Below are 16,560 nucleotides of genomic sequence, written 5' to 3' on the forward strand. Positions count from 1 at the left end.
GATCCTGGCGGTCGGCGACAGTGGCGAGGTCGCCCGGGCGTTCACCCGGCCGGGGTGATGTGAACATGGCCGACCGCAGAGGGAATGAGAACCGTATTCGATAAGGCTGGGTGTTGGCCTGGTCTTTGCCGCTCTGTAGTTGTAGCTGCAATCCATGTGCAGAAACCTGAGGAGTGCGGCTGACGGCCGTCACCCACCGAGAACGTCGAGACGTAAGGACTGCACTCCCATGACCACCGCACCTGATTCCGCTCCACCGCGCCCGGCCGCCAGCGGTGGCGGGCGCGGTCAGTCGTGGCATCGCGTCCGCACCTCGATGACCCGCGGGGAGTGGGCCGGCGTCGGCGGGATGGCGGCCTTCATCCTGGCGCTGCACATCATCGGCTGGTTCACCCTGGTGGCGATCGTCGCGCCGGAGCACTACAGCCTGGGCACCAAGACCTTCGGGGTGGGCATCGGCGTCACCGCCTACACCCTCGGCATGCGGCACGCCTTCGACGCGGACCACATCGCGGCGATCGACAACACCACCCGCAAGCTGATGGGGGAGGGGAAGCGCCCGCTGTCGGTCGGCTTCTGGTTCTCCCTCGGGCACTCCACGGTGGTCTTCGTCCTCGCCTTCCTGCTCTCCCTGGGTGTGAAGGCACTGGCCGGGCCCGTGCAGGACGACAATTCCACGCTGCACGACATCACCGGCTGGATCGGCACGACGGTCTCCGGGGCGTTTCTCTATGTCATCGCCGTCATCAACCTGGTGATCATGGCCGGGATCTGGAAGGTCTTCCGGCAGATGCGCTCCGGCCGCTTCGACGAGGCGGCCCTGGAGAAGCAGCTCGACAACCGCGGCTTCATGAACCGCATCCTGGGCCGCCTGATGAAGGCGATCACCAAGCCGTGGCAGATGTATCCGCTGGGCCTGCTGTTCGGTCTGGGCTTCGACACCGCCACCGAGGTCGCGCTGCTGGTCCTGGCCGGCTCGGGCGCGGCCTCGGGGCTGCCCTGGTACGCCATCCTGTGTCTTCCGGTGCTGTTCGCGGCCGGGATGTCGCTGCTCGACACGATCGACGGCTCGTTCATGAACTTCGCCTATGAGTGGGCGTTCTCCAAGCCCGTCCGCAAGGTCTACTACAACCTCACCATGACCGGCCTCTCCGTCGCCGTCGCGCTGATCATCGGCACCGTCGAGCTGCTGGGCCTGCTCGCGGACAAGGCCGGTCTGCACGGGGCGTTCTGGGACTGGATCGCCGGACTCGACCTGAACATCGTCGGCTATGTCATCGTCGGCCTGTTCTTCGCCACCTGGGCCGTCGCCGTGCTGGTGTGGAGGCTCGGCGGCATCGAGGCGAAGTGGGAGGCGGGCATGGCCCGGTCGTCGGCACCGGCGGAACAGGGCGCCAAATAGCGAGTGCCGGCGGAACGGGGCGCCGAACAGCGAGTGCCTGCGGAGCAAGGAAGGTGCCGAACAGGGTGTACCGGGGCGGGCGGCGCCGTGGCTGCGTCCACCGCCCGCCCCGGAGTTCTCATGTGTGCGCGAGGGCCTCGGGGTGCTCGTGCTCGCAGGTGTCGTCGAAGCCGTAGGTGTCCCAGGCGGGGAACGGGTCCTCGGGCGGAAGCTCCTCGCCGTCCGTCAGCAGGCACTCGGTCAGGGCGGACCGGAGCGCGTCGGCGTCCAACCGGGTGCCGATGAAGACCAGTTCCTGGGCGTGGGGGGCCTCGGCGTCGCGGGCGGCGGAGGGCTCGAAGCGGGCCACCGAGCCGGCCTGGGACCACAAGCCGATCACCTGGGGGCGGGTCGCCAGGGTGAAGAAGCCCTTGGAGCGCAGGATCCGCCCATAGGCCCCGCTGTCCAGCCGCCGGGTCACAAAGGCCCACAACCGGCCGGGGTGGAAGGGGAGTCCGGAGCGGAAGACGGTGGAGGAGATGCCGTACTCCTCCGTCTCGGGGACATGGTCGCCGTTGAGCTCCTTGACCCAGCCCGGCGCCTGCTGGGCGCGCTCCAGGTCGAACCGTCCGGTGCCCAGCACCTCCCGGAGCTCCACGCGCCCCTGGACGGCCCGGACGATCCGGGCTTCGGGGTTGAGCCGGGCCAGCGTCGCCCGGAGCCGGTCCGCCGCCACCTCGTCGACCAGGTCGAGCTTGTTGAGCACGATGACATCGGCGAACTCGACCTGGTCCATCAGCAGGTCGCTGACGGTGCGCTCGTCGTCCTCGTACTGGTCCAGGCCCCGCTCGACCAGCTCATCGCCGCTCTCCAGCTCGGACAGGAAGTTGGCGGCGTCGACCACCGTGACCATGGTGTCCAGCTGTGCGACATCGCCGAGGGTGGCACCGTCGTCGCGGGCGAAGGCGAAGGTCGCCGCCACCGGCATCGGCTCCGAGATCCCGGACGACTCGATGAGCAGATGATCGAAGCGGCCCTCGCGCGCCAGCCGGTCGACCTCCTCCAGCAGATCGTCGCGCAGGGTGCAGCAGATGCACCCGTTGGTCATCTCGACCAGGCGCTCCTCGGTCCGGGACAGGGCCGCCTCGCCGCCGCGCACCAGCGCCGCGTCGATGTTGACCTCGCTCATGTCGTTGACGATGACGGCCACCCGCAGGCCCTCGCGGTTGGCCAGGACATGGTTGAGCAGCGTCGTCTTGCCCGCCCCGAGGAAACCGGACAGGACGGTGACGGGCAGCAGGGCCGGTCGGTCGTACGGCATCTTCGTCAGTCCTCGGGGTGCAGCAGCCCGCGCTCGTACGCCTTCACCAGGTGCTGCGGTACCAGGTGGCGGACGCCGTCGAGGGTGATCGGCACGAGCGTCGGCGTGGTCGCCTTCCACTGCGCGCGGCGATGGCGGGTGTTGCTGCGGGACATCTTCCGCTTGGGGACGGCCATGGAATCCTCCTGCTGATGGGCGATCACCACACGCTATATGAAAATGGATGCCATTACCAAGCTGGGGTGTCTTGGTGGCACGAACGACCGAAGGCCGGCCCGCAGTCCTGCCCGGGCCGGCCTTCTTCGTCTCGTCCTTCGCTCACAGTTCGCCGCGGGCCATCCCCCGCAGCCGCTCGAACACCGCCGCGTCGGCGCGGACGCCGTCATGGGCGTGGGTGTTGGTGATCCAGGGACGCAGTCCGCGCACCAGTCCCGCGGTCACCAGGGACTGCTCACGGTCGACGAACATGTCGTCGTAGTAGACGGCGGCCACGACCGGCACCGTGTTGGCCGAGAGCCGGTCCAGGTCGTACAGGGCCGGCCAGTCGGTGCGCCGGGCCAGCGCGTCGGCGGCCTCCCGCAGCGGGATCAGTGCGGGGTCCTCCTCGAACTGCCATGGGTAGATCATCTCGCCGGTGAACCGCAGCGGACCGCCGGCCTCGGCGTCGAACTGCGGGAACTCCTCCCGGATCCGGTGCGCCGACCAGCCGGTGGCCCGGCCGCCCTGGGCGTAGATCGGCTCGTGCAGCACGGCGTAGAGCGGACGGGGCGCGAACGAGAGGGTGGCGTCCAGACCGCGCAGGAACGGGTCGGACAGCCGGGGCCCGCGCGGTCCCCGCACGAACGCGCCCTCCAGCAGATAGTGCAGGCTGTCGAAGCCGGACGCGGTGCCGAAGGTGATGCCCATGGTCTGGAAGCGGCGCGCCGAGAGCCGTTCGCCCGAGGGCATGCGCACCTCGTGCTCCGTCAGATGGGCCGCGACGGCGTCGGCGAGCGCCTGGTCGCCGGGGTAGCGGGCGAAGTACCGCTCGTTGTGCGCCAGTACGCGGCCGTAGGCGGCGCGGTAGACGTCGTCGGCATGGCCGGTGAGGGTGGGCAGACCGCCGGTGATGAAGACCTGTTCGAGACCCTCGGGGGCGTGGCTGAGATACGTCAGCGCGCAGAAACCGCCGAAGCTCTGGCCCAGCACGCTCCAGGGGCGGTCGCCCTGGAGTTCCCTGCGCAGCAGTTCGGCGTCGCGCACGATGGCGTCGGCGCGGAAGTGCGTCAGATGGCCGGCGGCGTCGGGGTGCCCCTCGAGAGTGGTGCGGTCGGCGGGCGTGGACCGGCCGGTGCCGCGCTGGTCCAGGAGCACCACGCGGTACTCCTTCAGCGCCCGGCGCAGCCAGGCCGAGGCGGCGTCGGGGCGTTCCGCCCGGCCGCCGGGACCGCCCTGCAGCCACAGCAGTCGGGGCAGCTCCCGGCGCTCCTGCCCCGCGGCGACGACCTCCCGGGCGAACACGTCGATCCGTGGGCCGTCGGGGCGGGCGTGGTCGAGGGGCACGCTGAGGGTGTGGTCGGAGCAGACCAGGCCGCTGTGGCGATAGGGGGCGTGGATGGTGGTCATGTCTACATTCCGTGGCGGTGCGTGGGCGGGGCGGGGCGGGCCGGGGTTCCCGGCGGCGGCGCCGGGAACCCCGTGGGCGGACGGCGGGGCTCAGTATCCCTCGACGCCCAGTTCACGGCAGATCTCGACGAGTTCGGGGTGCACATACACGCCCTCCTGCTCGATGCACTCGCCGTCCAGATAGATCGACGGGCCGACGATGGAGCCGTCGGTGTGGGCCGCGGCCACCCATGGCTCGCCGCCGATCCAGGCGCCCTTGGTCCCGATGCCGAGCTCGACGCAGCCGAAGACCCGCTCGTCCTCCACGATCCGGCCGGTCGGCGCGAGCACGCCCGGGTTGAAGCCGAGCGACCAGTGGGCGACCCGGTACATGTTGGGGTCGTCCCAGGAGGCCATCCAGGTGCGGAAGACATCCGCGTCCCGGTCGCCCTCGATCTCGGTGACCACGCCCTTCTCCACGGTGAGGCGGACCGGGGAACGCAGCAGGCCCAGCTGGTCCGGCGGCCACAGGGCGCCGTCGAAGACCAGCACGCCGTCCTGGGTCTCCTCCAGCGGGTTCCAGGAGATCTGACCGGAGAGCATCACGGTCTCGCCGGGCTTCTCGGCCGGCTTGCCCCGCAGATTGATCGGCCGATCGCCGTTGCGGCCGACGAGGTCGGTGCCGTTCGGGGAGGTGATGCGCACCTCGTCGGCGGCCTCCAACAGACGCACCAGCGCCTTGCCGAGCTTCATCACACCCTGGAAGTCGGGGCGGCCCACGGTGGCGACCAGCATATGGACGTCCATCGCGGTGAGGTTGGTGTAGCGGCAGCCGTTCGCCATGGCGGCGCGGAAGGCGTCGGAATGCATCAGATACGAGACGGCGAACTCGATCCACACATCGGCGTGGGCGATGGCGCCGGCGACCGGGCGGGGCGGCTCCATGGAGGAGCTGGGCAGGGTCTCGGACCAGACGATCACCGGGTGGGCGCCGGCCGCGGCGACGGCCTGGGCGGTGGCCTCCACGACCCGGCGGTCACTGCTGGTGTCACCGGTCAGCACGACATGCTCGCCGGGCTTGACCAGCATGACCTCCTCGACCAGCTTGCGCGCGGCCAGCGCGAGTTCGAAGCCCAGATACTCGGGGCGGGGTTCGAGGCGGCTGAACATCTCCATGGGGGGTCTCCTTGTGCGAAAGTGCGGTCGGACCGGGGGGAGGAGGAGGGGCGCGGCGGTGGCCGGACGGTGCGCGGCACGAGGGTCATCCGGCCTTGACGATCTGCGCGGTGTCGCCCAGCGAACTGCCCGCGATGAGACCGGCACCGACCAGGTTCAGCTCCTCGTCCGCCTGCTCCCCGCGCCATCTGCGGTACACCACGCGGACCAGCAGTGCCGCGACGACGAACCAGCAGGCGCTCGGGGTGGCGACCAGCAGACCGGTGGCGAGCATCACGCCCATCTGCCGCTTGGTCCCGCCGAGGAGCTGGATCACGGCGCCGGGGATCGCCCACAGCAGCAGATGGCCGAGGACACCGGGGGAGTCCAGGCCCTGCTTGACGGTGTCGGCGTAGACCCGGGCGACCGGCGGGATCAGGCCCTGGCGGAAGTAGGAGTGCCACACCACGGCGACGACGATCAGCGCGGCGGTGAAGCCGATCAGCGCGGCGCGGAACTGCTCACGCCGTCCGGCCCGCTCATAGGCGTCCCACGGGCGGTGGGTCCTGCGCAGCAGCCAGCCCGCCTTGAGGTCGTACCCCATGTCCGCGAAGGCCGGACCGGTCGCGGAGACATAACCGACGAGCAGCGCGAGCGGCACCGAGGGGATACCGATGAGCAGCCCGGCGATCAGGAAGATCAGGGTGACGGCGAAGGACGGGAACCAGCCCGACTGCATCGCCGCGAGGCCCACGATCAGCTCGTGGACGATGGCGGCGAACGCCGCGAACAGCACCCAGCCCGCGATACCGAGGGGGCTCATGTCACCCAGCACCCCGCCGAGGACCGCCATCACCACGGCACCGGCGGCGAAGAGGAGATAGCCGCGCACCAGCGTGCGGCGCAGGGTGGTCTCGTCGACGGTGGTACGGACGGTGGGGTCGGCCGGCGCGGCGGTGCCGACGGCGGCGGAGCGGTCCGGGCGGCGACGCAGCAGCAGATGGACCGCCTGGCCCAGGGCCACCACACCGGCGCCGACCATGACGCCGTGCGGGATGAAGTCGGCGGTCAGATTCACCTGGAAGGCACCGGGCGCGTACTGGGCGATGCCCAGGCCGACGCCGAACATCAGCAGCGCCCACACATTGCCGAGGAAGGCGACGCCGGCCGCGGACAGGGGCAGGCTGAAGAGGGTGCCGCCCAGGCCGACGAGCGTGCCGGCGCCGAGGATCAGGGCTCGCCGGCCGCCCTTGTCGCCCGCCTTGATGGTCTCCGCGGCGGCGGCGCCGGGCGGCCAGGCGGCGTCCGCGGGCAGCAGCCGGGAGCCGAACGAGCGGTACAGCACCCAGGCGTCGATCAGCAGACCGGCGAAGGCACCGGCCAGCATCGGCCACACCAGGTCGCTGCGGCCGAAGACATAGGGCACGGCGATCGAGCTGAGCAGCACATTGGCGGAGGCGAAGGTGGCCGCGGAGATGGCGCTCTGGGCGAGGTTCTGCCGGTGCACGGAACGCATCCGTCTCAGCCCGGCTATGGGGATACGGCCGATGAGCATCGCCAGCAGCGCACCGACCACGGCGGTGTTGGCGGAGATGCCGAGCTTGGCGACCAGGTCGGTGCCGATCACCGCGCCCACCAGGGACAGCAGGACGAGCAGCACGAACGTCATGGGTTCGCGCACCTTGGGGTGCACGCGGTCGGTGTCCTGTGCGCCGGAGTGCGGCGGAAGCTCCTCCGCGGCGGAATCGGTGGCGGAGGGGGAATGAGGTGACACGTGACACCCCTTTCGGCAAGGGCGGGACCGGGGGCGACGAACCGGGCCCCGCGTCGACGGGATCGCGGAATGCGGCGTGTGGGTGTGAGTGCGGGGGAGGGGTGTGGCGGCGGGCGGGGGGCGTCAGCCGCCGAAGGCGGTGCTGGCCTCGTCGGCGGCCTCTCTGACCAGCTCGGTGAGGCGTTCGGCCGCGCGGGAGACGCGGTGGGCCGGGCCGATGACGGTCAGCGAGGCGGCGACGCTGCCCGCCTGGAAGACCGGGGCGGCGATGGCCGTGACGGCCTCGTCATACTCTCCGTGGCTGACGCTGACACCGTCCCGCCGTACCTCCGCATAGCGCTCGAGGAGGACGTCGTAATCGGTGACGGTGTGCTCGTTGAAGCGCTGCAGCGGGCTGGCGCCGAACAGCTGGCGCAGCTCGGGCTCCCGATAGTGGGCGAAGATCGCGTGGCCGGAGGCCCCGGCGTGGCCGGGCATCAGGGCGCCGATGATCGCGGTGTAGCGGACGGGTCCGGTGCCGTCCACGGCGGCGGCGCAGCGGTAGCCGCTGCCGTGCGGGACGTTGAGGACCACGCTCTCCCCGGTCTCGCGCAGCAGCCGGGCGAGCACGGGCCGGACCAGGGAGGGCAGCACGCCGCTGTGCTCGCCGACCCGGGCCAGCCGTGACACCGAGGGGCCCAGGCGGTAGCGACGGGTGGTGGCGTCGCACATCAGAAAGCCGCGGGCGGTGAGCGTGGTGAGCAGCCGCTGTGCGACGGCCTTGTCCCAGCCATGCTCCCGGGCCAGTTCGGTCACGCCCCACTCGGGGCGCCGCTCGGTGAAGGAGAGCAGTGCGCTCAGCGCTCGGTCGACGCTCTGCAGCACCCCTTTCGGGGATTCCGCCTCGGTCATGGAACCCGCTCTCCTTGCTCTCCTCGGCCGGTATACGTCCACCGGACGGTGCGCTCAGCGCAACACCGTTGCGCTGAGTGGCGAGAACTATGGCCAGTGAGTCCGCGGGAGTCAATACCTTCCGGAAGTGGAGTCGAGGATTGTCTTCGATGCATTCGCGTCAAATGCGACCATAACGGATCGGCGGTGCATGGCATGGACAGGTCCGCCAGCACTACTGGCTAGCCCTGGCGGACCCCGCTGCGGTCGCGCCGGGTGCGCCGGCGGCGGCGCAGCCAGTCACCGGCTTCTCCCACGGCGGCCAGCAGCGCCCCGGAGGCGATGCAGGCTATGAGGCTCGGGGGCCGGTTCAGGCCCTGGGACAGCAGCCAGAGGGCGAGTGCCAGGGCGCCCCACCAGAGAACGATCGAGATGATCTCCGACAGCCATCGCGGCAGGCGGTCCATGACCTCCGGCCGCCACCGCGGGAGACCGCTCATGACGCGCTGCTCGCGGTGCTGCGGGTCGCCATCGCCAGCAGCACGCATCCGGCCACCGCCGCCATGCCTCCGATGGCGGTCGCGGTCAGGGTGACCGAGTCGGGGGCGCCCGCCAGACGGGGAACCGCATTGAGCGGTGCGGCGGCGTAGATCGCCAGCAGGGCCCAGCCCACCGGCCGTATCGGTGCCGGTCGGGTCCGTATCCGGTCCGGCACCCGGCCGGTCACCAGGGCCACTCCGGCCGGCAGCAGGGTAAGGGTGGCGAGGGCGAGGGCGGTCCATTGCCAGAACATCGTCGATCAGGGCTCCTGTGCTGTTCTGCCGTTCCCGCGCGGTCGGCCGCAACGGCTGGATGTGAGGGTGACGGATCCGGACGGCGGATCCTCGATGCGGTGCGGCCGGTGCGGCGGGTGCAGCGGGTGCGGCCGGCGCGGTCACTTCGTGGGAGGCCGGCCGCTCCCGGTCGACGCGGCGGCCTGCTCCCGCACGGCACGGCGGGGAAACCGCAGCCGCGCACACACGCCGAAGACCACCAGCGCGACAAGGACACCGGCCTCGATCGCCACGGCGTCGGCGGACAGCCGGTCCAGGTGCGGCCGTAGCTCGTCGGTCAGGAGGAACGCGGTGACCGAGCCGGTCACCGCGGCGGCCGAGCCGGCGAACCAGAACCGGTGCCGGGTCCAGAACCACTGGCTCAGGATCATGACCGCCGCTGGGGGCAGGGACTGGTCCCGGCCTCCCCAGAGGGACAGGATCCCCCAGGCCACAGCGGACATCGCCGAGCAGCCCAGCAGGACCCACACCGCCTCACGCCACTCCACCGGCTGAGTCTCGCCCGCCATGCCGCCTCCCCTTCCCGGGTACCGACATTCAGCCACAGTCGGCACCTTCGCGGCCATGCCGGGCCCCAGCACGATCGGTGTGCGCTTCCCTGCCCGATGACGGCAAGGTACCGCCGGGCGCCGACGCCTTTGGGACGCCTTCGGGGGCGGCAGCGCATCAGTGGCGGTCCGCGACCAGCCAGGGCGCGGACCGGTCGTCCGCGCCCCGGTGCTGCCGGACTCCGGGGATCACCGGTCCTGGGAGAGGGCGAGCAGCTCGGCGAACGTCCCGTTGGCGCGGACCAGGTCGTCGTAACGGCCCTGTTCGGTGATGCGGCCCTGCTCCATGACGACGATGTGGTCGGCCACCCGGGTGTTCTCCAGCCGGTGGGTGACCACGATGGTGATCCGGTCCGCGGCGATCGCCTTGATCCTCTCGAAGATCTGGTGTTCGCCGCGCGGGTCCATCTGTGACGTCGGTTCGTCCAGGATCAGCAGCGGTGTCCGGCGGTACAGGGCGCGACCGCAGGCGAGCCGCTGCCACTGGCCGCCGGACAGTTCGACGCCTCCGAAGAGCTCCCGGGCGAGCAGGGTGTCGAGCTGTCGCGGCAGCCGCTCGATGGCGCCGCGCATGCCGACGGCGTCGACGGCCTCCCAGACGGGAGCGTCGTCCCAGCTCCTGGGCTGTCCGAGGGTGATGTTCTCCCGTGCGCGCAGCGGCCAGGTGGCGAAGTTCTGCGGCACCAGGGCCGCTCGGGCCCAGACCGAGTCGGGCGCCGCCCGGGCCAGGTCGGTGCCGTCCCACAGCACCCGTCCCTTGTCGGCGAGCAGGATTCCGGTGATCAGCCTGGTCAGGGTGGACTTGCCGGAGCCGTTCTCGCCCACCACGGCCAGGATCTTCCCGCGGCGCAGAGTGAGGGAGACACCGGCCACGGCCGGTTCCTCCTTGCCGGGGTAGCGGTAGACGACCTCGTCGAGCCGGATCTCGTCGACGCGGGAGGGGATGACCGCCTCCCCGCGCCGGGGCGCCCGCTTCCCGGCGAGGTCGAGGAAGGAGCGCATATCGGCGAGGTAGAGCGAGGTGTGGAACAACGCCGCCCCGTAGACGACCAGTTGGGAGAGCGCGCCGAGCGTGGTCTGCACGGCGACCACGGCGGTGGCGGCGATGGGCAGTGCGACGCGGCCGGTGCCGGCGAGCCAGGCCAGCGTCGCCCAGGTCGCCAGCAGGAACAGCCCGCCCACGGCGGAGGTGGACAGAACGATACGGAGCATCCGCGGCGCGGCGGTCAGGGTGCGCTCGTCGATGCGCCGGGACAGGGTCCGGTACCAGTAGATGAGATAGCCGGTCATGCCGTTGGCGCGGACCTCGTCACTGTGGCGCGGGTCGGTGGCCCACCAGCGCATCATGCCGCGCACATTGCGGTCGCCCACATTGGCGTAGTGCGTCTCGTAGTCCACGCGGGCGCAGAGCACCGCACCCAGGCCGGCCGGGAGCACGGCGAGCAGCAGCAGCGGGAGCATCAGCCAGTGCAGTGCGGTGATCACACCGCCCGCGGCGACCATCCGGATCAGCGAGGCCATGAACCGCTGCGCGTCACTGACCATCATCCGGGTGCGAGTGACGCCGACCTCGGCCGCCTCCTGACGGTCCGCGAACCCGTCCTCACCGTAGGCGGAGGACTCCACCCGGCACACGGCGGCGACCAGCGCGGTGTCCGCCTCGCTCATCAGGCCCGGGGTGATCCGCCCGTCGGCGTAGCTGGACAGGGCGCTGGTCACCCGGGCGGCGGCAGAGGCGGCAGTGACCACCATGAGCGCGGGCAGGGCCCCGTGCAGCCGCTCGGACACCGTGCCCGTGCCGAGGAGGTGTCGCATGGCCTGTGCGGTGAACGCGAGGACGACACCGGCTGCGACCCCGGTGAGCAGCTGACACACCAGCAGCAGGACGACCGCGCTCCGGTCGACCGCCCAGGCCATGCGTGCGGTGTGTCCCAGGACGGAGGGCAGCCGCCCGCACATCTTGGTGAAACTGGCCTCTTCCAGAGGGTTCTTGCCGTGCTTCCCCTCGAAGGCGATGGTGGCCGGAGGTGGTGGGGGCGGCGGGTTCGAGCTTTCGGCGGAGGCGTCGGTCATGGTCACCTGCATCCCTCCCGGGGGTCGGCGCCGCACCTGGGTGGTCCGGCGGTGCCCGGCTCAACGAGGGTGACGGTGATTCGAACGCGCTCGATTCCGGACGAAGCGCAGTCCCGGAATCACGGGGTTCTCCTGGCACGGACACGGTGCCGCACGGTGCCCGGAGCGGTCGGCGTTGGCCGAATCGCCGAGGCTCGTTGCTGATGTGACGGGTGGGGTTCACCTCGGTGCGGTTCCACCGGCAGGCGGCCCCGGTCGCCGCCCGGTGGGGGCACCCTTCCGACAGCTGCCCCACCGCCGGAAACGGCCGGACCGGGGAGGGGGGAACCGATACGCTGCCCCCATGACAGGCCGCAGCCTTGGTGCCACCGAATCCCGTCCCGTCATCGCCCTGGCCGGGGTGAGCGTCCATCGCCGTACGACCGGTCAGGAGATCGTCCTGGACTCGGTCGACTGGACCGTACGGACCGGCGAGCACTGGGCCCTGCTGGGGCCGAACGGCGCCGGCAAGACCACCATGCTGAGGCTCGCCGGGGCACTGCTGCACCCCACCGCGGGGACGGTGGACGTGCTCGGTCACCGCCTGGGCCGGGTGGACGTACGGGAGTTGCGCGCACGCCTCGGCCTGGTCACCGCCGCGCAGAAGGTTCCGCTGGACGCCACCGCCCACACCGTGGTTCTCACCGGTGTGACCGGCACGGTGCAGCCGCTGTGGCGGATGTATGACGCCGACGACCGTGAGCGGGCCCATGACCTGCTCGCGGAACTGGGCTGCAAGGAACTCGCCGGCCGGGCCTTCGGCGACTGCTCGGGCGGGCAGCGCGCCCGGGTGCTGATCGCCCGCGCCCTGATGTCCGAGCCGTCCCTGCTGCTGCTCGACGAGCCGTTCAACGCGCTCGACCTGCCCTCCCGGGAGGATCTGGTCGACGCGCTGCACCGGCTGGCGGACGGCCGTCCGGGACTGTCGACCGTGACCGTCACCCATCATCCGGAGGAGCTGCCGCCCTCCACCTCGCACGCCTATCTGCTCAAAGAGGGCCGTGAACTGGTCTCCGGGCCGGTGGACTCGGTGCTCACCTCGGAGAACTTCACCCGGTGCTTCGGACGGCCCATCCGGGTCGAGGCGCACGACGGCCGCTGGTACGCCCGGTCCGCGTCCCTGCCGGGCGCGGAGCGGCCGGGCGCCTAGACGCCGGTCCTCAGGTCTCGCGGCCCCCGGGGGACGGACGCTCGTCGAGCACATCGCGCAAGGCCTGTTCCTCCTCGGGGCTGAGGCCGGAGACGAACTGCTGGAGCGCGGCGATCGGGTCGGGGCCGCGGTCCAGGGCCTGGTGCATGGCCTCGGCGGTCAGTTCGGCCGCGTCCTTCGAGGGCCGGTACGCCCCGCGCCGCCCGTCCACGTCCCGCAGGACAAGTCCCTTGTCATAGAGGCGCTTGAGGATGGTGTGCACGGTGTTGTAGGCGAGGCCGCCGCCGATGCCGGCCTGGATCTCGGCGGGCGTGAGCGCCTGTTCGGTGGCCCACAGCGCGGCCAGCACCGCGCTCTCCAGCTCACCGGCGCTGCGTCGTTCCGCCCTGCCCTCGGGACCTCTGCCAGCCATGCCCGCAACCTTACAGCGCGTAGGGGAGCGGGGTGCCGGGAGTGGGGCCGGGCCGACCGTCCACCGGAGTGGGTCCCGCCCACCCGCTCGGCGTAAGAGAGTCCCGGAAGCAGGACAGTTGTGGCTCTCACGCTGCGCCCGCCGGTCTGTTCGCGTTAGCTTGTTCGTGTTTTAGCGTTTTACCTTTTTCTTTCCCGATTTCCATCGTCGGCCCTACCGGTGCCCGGGGCATGATGCCCCTATGTCCCGTAGGGGGTGAGGGATGGGTATGGCCAACAGCTCCAGCAGCACGCTCGCAAGCGCCCGCCGGCTCGCGGCACCGTCGGTGGCCGGCATGTCGTGGCGGGACCGGGGCCAGGGGATGACCGCCGCCGTCGCGGCCGCCTTCACCCTGGCCCAACTTCTGCTCGTCCGGCCCGGGATGGGGCTCGGCTGGGACGAGACGGTGTACGTCAGCCAGATCAGCACCCACGCCCCCGCGGCGTACTTCAGCGCACCCCGTGCCCGGGGCATCTCCCTGCTGGTCGCCCCGATCACCTCCTGGTCGTCCTCGACCGCCCTGCTCCGGGTCTATCTCGCGGTGCTCTCCGGTGCCACGCTCTTTCTCGCCCTGCGCGCCTGGCGGGGCATCTTCCCCGCCCGAGCGCTCGCCCTCGGCGGCGCGCTGTTCGCAAGCCTGTGGATCACCCTCTTCTACGGCCCGCAGGCCATGCCCAACTACTGGGTGGCGGTCGGCGCCCTGGCCGCCGCCGGCTGCTTTCTCCGCGTCCACGCGGACAGCGCCGATCGGCCGGCCCTGTGGGGCCTCGCCGCGAGCGTCACGCTGATGACCTGGATGCGGCCCGTCGACGGTGTCTGGATCACGGCCCCGCTCCTGCTCCTGGCGCTTCTCCTGCGGCAGTGGCGGCGCTTCTCGCTGCTGCTGGCGCTGGTCGGCGGGCTGGCCGCCGGATCGGCCCAGTGGATCGTCGAGGCGCACGACCGCTACGGGGGATTGCTGCGACGTCTGTCCGACGCCTCCCAGGCCCAGGGCGGCCTCGGCTGGAACATCGCCGTCGGCGACCAGTTGCGCAGCCTCGGCGGGCGCACCCTGTGCCGGCCCTGCACCGGCCCGTTGCCGCACCCGGCGGTGACCCTCTGGTGGTTCGTGCTGCCCCTGCTCGCCGTGCTCGCGGCGGTCATCGCGTTCCGGGCCCGGCGCCCCGCGCCACCGAGCCGCACCCTGGTGCCGCTGGCCTGCGCGGCGACGGCCGCCTTCCCCTACCTCTTTCTGATCGGATACGCCGCACCCCGCTTTCTGCTCCCCGCCTATGCGCTGCTCGCGATCCCCGTCGCCGACCTCCTCCTCCATCTGGGCACCGCACCGGACGGCCGTCGGCGGCCGGTGACCGCGGCCCTCCTGGCGCTCGGGCTCGCCGCCCATCTGACCGTCCAGTACGAGGTGCTGCACAGCACCGTCCACCACACCACCGCCGACCACCGCGCATGGTCCCGCACCGCCGCCGAACTGCACCGGCTCGGGGTGCGGCCGCCCTGCATGCTGACCGGCGGCGATTCCGTCCCGATCGCCTTCTACGCCGGCTGCTCCTCCGCCGCGACCAGTGGCAACAACGCCAACACCACCGCCGACGACATCGCGCGCACCGCCCGGCTCCAGCCCGTGGCGTATCTGGGCACCGCCACGGGACGTCCACCGTCCTATGCGCGTGGCTGGAAGCCCCACTCCTTCCAGGGCCTTCGCCTCTATGTCGGTCCCGTGACGGCCCAGGGCGGACGCGGATGACCACTCCGACCGGCACCGGCACGGCTCCCGGCACCCGGGCGGTGCCGGCCCTGCGCGCCGTGCCCGCGCGCGGTCGGGATGCGGTCAGCTACGGCTGTCGACCCGTTCCGGGGCGGGGTCCTGCCCGGCTGACGGTCCTGCCGACGGCCCGGGTGATGCCGACGATGCCGACGACCCCGAGGACGCTGATGACGTCGACGACCCCGAGGAGGTCGACGACCCCGAGGGCGCTGATGACGCCTGGAGCAACGGACGCAGGGGAGTGGACTCCAGCCGCCGGGTCAGGGCCCCCGGGTGACGGCTCAGCGGGATCATCGCGAGGTATGCCACCAGGGCTCCGACAACGAACCCGGCCACCACGTCGTGCGGATAGTGGGCGCCGACCCAGACCCGGGAGGCCCCCATCGCGGCCGCCGCCACCAGAGCGATCCGGCCGACACGGCGTGACACCACGAACAGGGCGACCGCGGCCGCCGCGGCTATCGCCGTGTGGTTGCTGGGGAAGGACCAGTCGCCCGGCGCCGGACAGGCCTCCAGCGTGGACACATGGAGGCTCTGACAGGGGCGGTCCTCCCGGACCAGCATCTTCAGCCCGTCGTTCAGCGCGTAGGCGAGAACGACCACCAGCGGGACCGCCAGGGCGACCAGTGCGTCACGGGGGCCGATATGGCGCGCCCGCCACCAGACGACGATCATCAGCACGGCGAACAGCCCCAGCCCTAACGTCGACCAGGCGGAGATCAGGGAGTCCAGCCAGGAGGGGGCGCGCCCGGCCAGGTCCACCACATCTCTGTACACGGAGCCGTCCAAAGGCGAGCCGTCGAGGGCGTACATCATCCGCGGGCACCTTCCTTCGCGGTCCGGCGGGAGCGCAGCAGCTCCAGGGCGAGGGGGATCAGGGAGAGCACGACGATCACCGCGATCATCGGCAGCAGATAGGCGTCGATGTTCGGCACCGAGGAGCCGAGCGCATATCCGGCGAGGATGAGACCGAGGCTCCACACCAGGCCACCGGCCACCTGCCAGACGGTGAAGGTCCGCAGAGGCACCCGCAGGGCACCGGCCATCGGGTTCAACACCGTACGGACGACGGGGATGAAGCGGGCCAGGACGATCGCCTTGGCGTGGCCGTACCGCTCCAGGAGCTCCTCGGCGCGCTGGGCGCCCTCGTGCAGCCGGGGCGAGCGGCTCCGGGCGAGCAGCGCGCCGCCCGCCTTACGGCCGATCAGATAGCCGCACTGGGATCCGGCGAGCGCGCCCACGGCGGCCGCGACCAGCAGCGGGCCGAGCGCCAGATGTATGCCGTGCCGGCCCGAGCCGGCGCACAGCAGCCCGGCGGTGAACAGCAGGGAGTCGCCCGGCAGGAAGAAGCCGATGAGCAGGCCCGTCTCGGCGAACAGCACGACGCCCACGCCCAGCACGCCGAAGGCTGCGAGCAGAGACTGGGCGTCCAGCACATTCACCGCGAGCTGTGCCCCCAGTGACAAGGTTGTGGCCATCGGCGCGAGCCCTTCCATAAGGGAGGCCGGGCGCAGCACGACACCACCCGGCAGCTGACTACAGACATGTAGACCGTCTACTGAACTGTAGACGATGGAGAGGCGGCGGGCGTTCCCGTTCGCCTGGACGAGTGAACG

General features: G+C 71.4%; 15 protein-coding genes and 1 pseudogene. 3 read left to right on the forward strand and 13 right to left on the reverse strand.

Features of this window, described 5'->3' with window-relative positions; genetic code table 11:
- The first annotated feature begins 229 nt into the window (after positions 1–229).
- Positions 230–1,402, forward strand: a complete 1,173-nt coding sequence (nicT, locus tag CP978_RS25760) for a Nickel transporter NicT (protein WP_174498675.1) — start codon at positions 230–232, stop codon at positions 1,400–1,402.
- A gap of 118 nt (positions 1,403–1,520) precedes the next feature.
- On the opposite strand, the gene CP978_RS25765 is transcribed toward nicT, so the two are convergent.
- The 10 genes from CP978_RS25765 to CP978_RS25810 all read right to left on the reverse strand — a co-directional run bounded on the left by CP978_RS25765 (position 1,521) and on the right by CP978_RS25810 (position 11,539).
- A complete protein-coding gene (locus CP978_RS25765; RefSeq protein ID WP_043444717.1) occupies positions 1,521–2,702 on the reverse strand; it encodes a GTP-binding protein in 1,182 nt (393 codons plus the stop codon).
- Between the two features lie 5 nt (positions 2,703–2,707).
- Positions 2,708–2,878, reverse strand: a complete 171-nt coding sequence (gene rpmF / locus CP978_RS25770; protein ID WP_043444719.1) for a 50S ribosomal protein L32 — start codon at positions 2,876–2,878, stop codon at positions 2,708–2,710.
- A 142-nt stretch (positions 2,879–3,020) separates the two neighbouring features.
- Positions 3,021–4,307, reverse strand: a complete 1,287-nt coding sequence (locus CP978_RS25775) for an alpha/beta fold hydrolase (protein ID WP_043444721.1) — start codon at positions 4,305–4,307, stop codon at positions 3,021–3,023.
- A 90-nt stretch (positions 4,308–4,397) separates the two neighbouring features.
- Positions 4,398–5,462 carry a 2,5-dihydroxypyridine 5,6-dioxygenase NicX family protein gene (locus CP978_RS25780; protein ID WP_043444723.1) on the reverse strand — a complete coding sequence of 355 codons (1,065 nt, stop codon included), beginning with the start codon at positions 5,460–5,462 and terminating at the stop codon, positions 4,398–4,400.
- Between the two features lie 85 nt (positions 5,463–5,547).
- On the reverse strand, positions 5,548–7,110 hold the full coding sequence (locus tag CP978_RS25785; protein WP_043449484.1) for an OPT/YSL family transporter: 1,563 nt from the start codon (positions 7,108–7,110) through the stop codon (positions 5,548–5,550).
- 228 nt (positions 7,111–7,338) lie between these two features.
- The gene (locus tag CP978_RS25790; protein ID WP_043444724.1) at positions 7,339–8,106 is read right to left on the reverse strand and encodes an IclR family transcriptional regulator; all 768 of its coding nucleotides are present in this window, start codon (positions 8,104–8,106) and stop codon (positions 7,339–7,341) included.
- Positions 8,107–8,327: 221 nt separating this feature from the next.
- A complete protein-coding gene (locus tag CP978_RS25795) occupies positions 8,328–8,585 on the reverse strand; it encodes a hypothetical protein (protein WP_227745445.1) in 258 nt (85 codons plus the stop codon).
- Entirely contained in the window at positions 8,582–8,878 is a 297-nt protein-coding gene (locus CP978_RS25800; protein WP_043444728.1) for a hypothetical protein, read from the reverse strand. Before CP978_RS25800 ends, CP978_RS25795 begins: the two co-directional genes overlap by 4 nt.
- Before the next feature lie 141 nt (positions 8,879–9,019).
- Positions 9,020–9,427 (reverse strand): hypothetical protein, encoded by a 408-nt coding sequence (locus CP978_RS25805; protein WP_052454284.1) that lies wholly within the window; start codon positions 9,425–9,427, stop codon positions 9,020–9,022.
- A gap of 228 nt (positions 9,428–9,655) precedes the next feature.
- Positions 9,656–11,539: an ATP-binding cassette domain-containing protein gene (locus CP978_RS25810; RefSeq protein WP_043449491.1), complete on the reverse strand. Its 1,884-nt coding sequence runs from the start codon at positions 11,537–11,539 to the stop codon at positions 9,656–9,658.
- Positions 11,540–11,882: 343 nt separating this feature from the next.
- On the opposite strand from CP978_RS25810, the gene CP978_RS25815 reads away from it, so the two are divergent.
- A complete protein-coding gene (locus tag CP978_RS25815) occupies positions 11,883–12,728 on the forward strand; it encodes an ABC transporter ATP-binding protein (protein ID WP_043444730.1) in 846 nt (281 codons plus the stop codon).
- A 10-nt stretch (positions 12,729–12,738) separates the two neighbouring features.
- Here CP978_RS25815 and CP978_RS25820 read toward each other — a convergent pair whose 3' ends face one another.
- Complete coding sequence (locus CP978_RS25820) at positions 12,739–13,140, reverse strand: BlaI/MecI/CopY family transcriptional regulator (protein WP_079162317.1); 402 nt, start codon at positions 13,138–13,140, stop codon at positions 12,739–12,741.
- 268 nt (positions 13,141–13,408) lie between these two features.
- Between CP978_RS25820 and CP978_RS25825 the strand changes: the two genes are divergently transcribed.
- Positions 13,409–14,923, forward strand: coding sequence for a hypothetical protein (locus CP978_RS25825; protein ID WP_043444734.1), 1,515 nt, complete (start codon positions 13,409–13,411; stop codon positions 14,921–14,923).
- 234 nt (positions 14,924–15,157) lie between these two features.
- On the opposite strand, the pseudogene CP978_RS25830 reads toward CP978_RS25825, so the two are convergent.
- Together CP978_RS25830 and CP978_RS25835 are read right to left on the reverse strand one after the other, a co-directional pair.
- Positions 15,158–15,760 (reverse strand): annotated as a pseudogene (locus CP978_RS25830) (phosphatase PAP2 family protein); the annotation flags it as partial.
- The gene (locus CP978_RS25835) at positions 15,757–16,422 is read right to left on the reverse strand and encodes a DedA family protein (protein WP_043444736.1); all 666 of its coding nucleotides are present in this window, start codon (positions 16,420–16,422) and stop codon (positions 15,757–15,759) included. The gene CP978_RS25835 and the pseudogene CP978_RS25830, both read right to left, overlap by 4 nt.
- Between the last annotated feature and the right edge of the window lie 138 nt (positions 16,423–16,560).

It is taken from the genome of Streptomyces nodosus (genome assembly GCF_008704995.1).
GTDB lineage: Bacteria > Actinomycetota > Actinomycetes > Streptomycetales > Streptomycetaceae > Streptomyces > Streptomyces nodosus.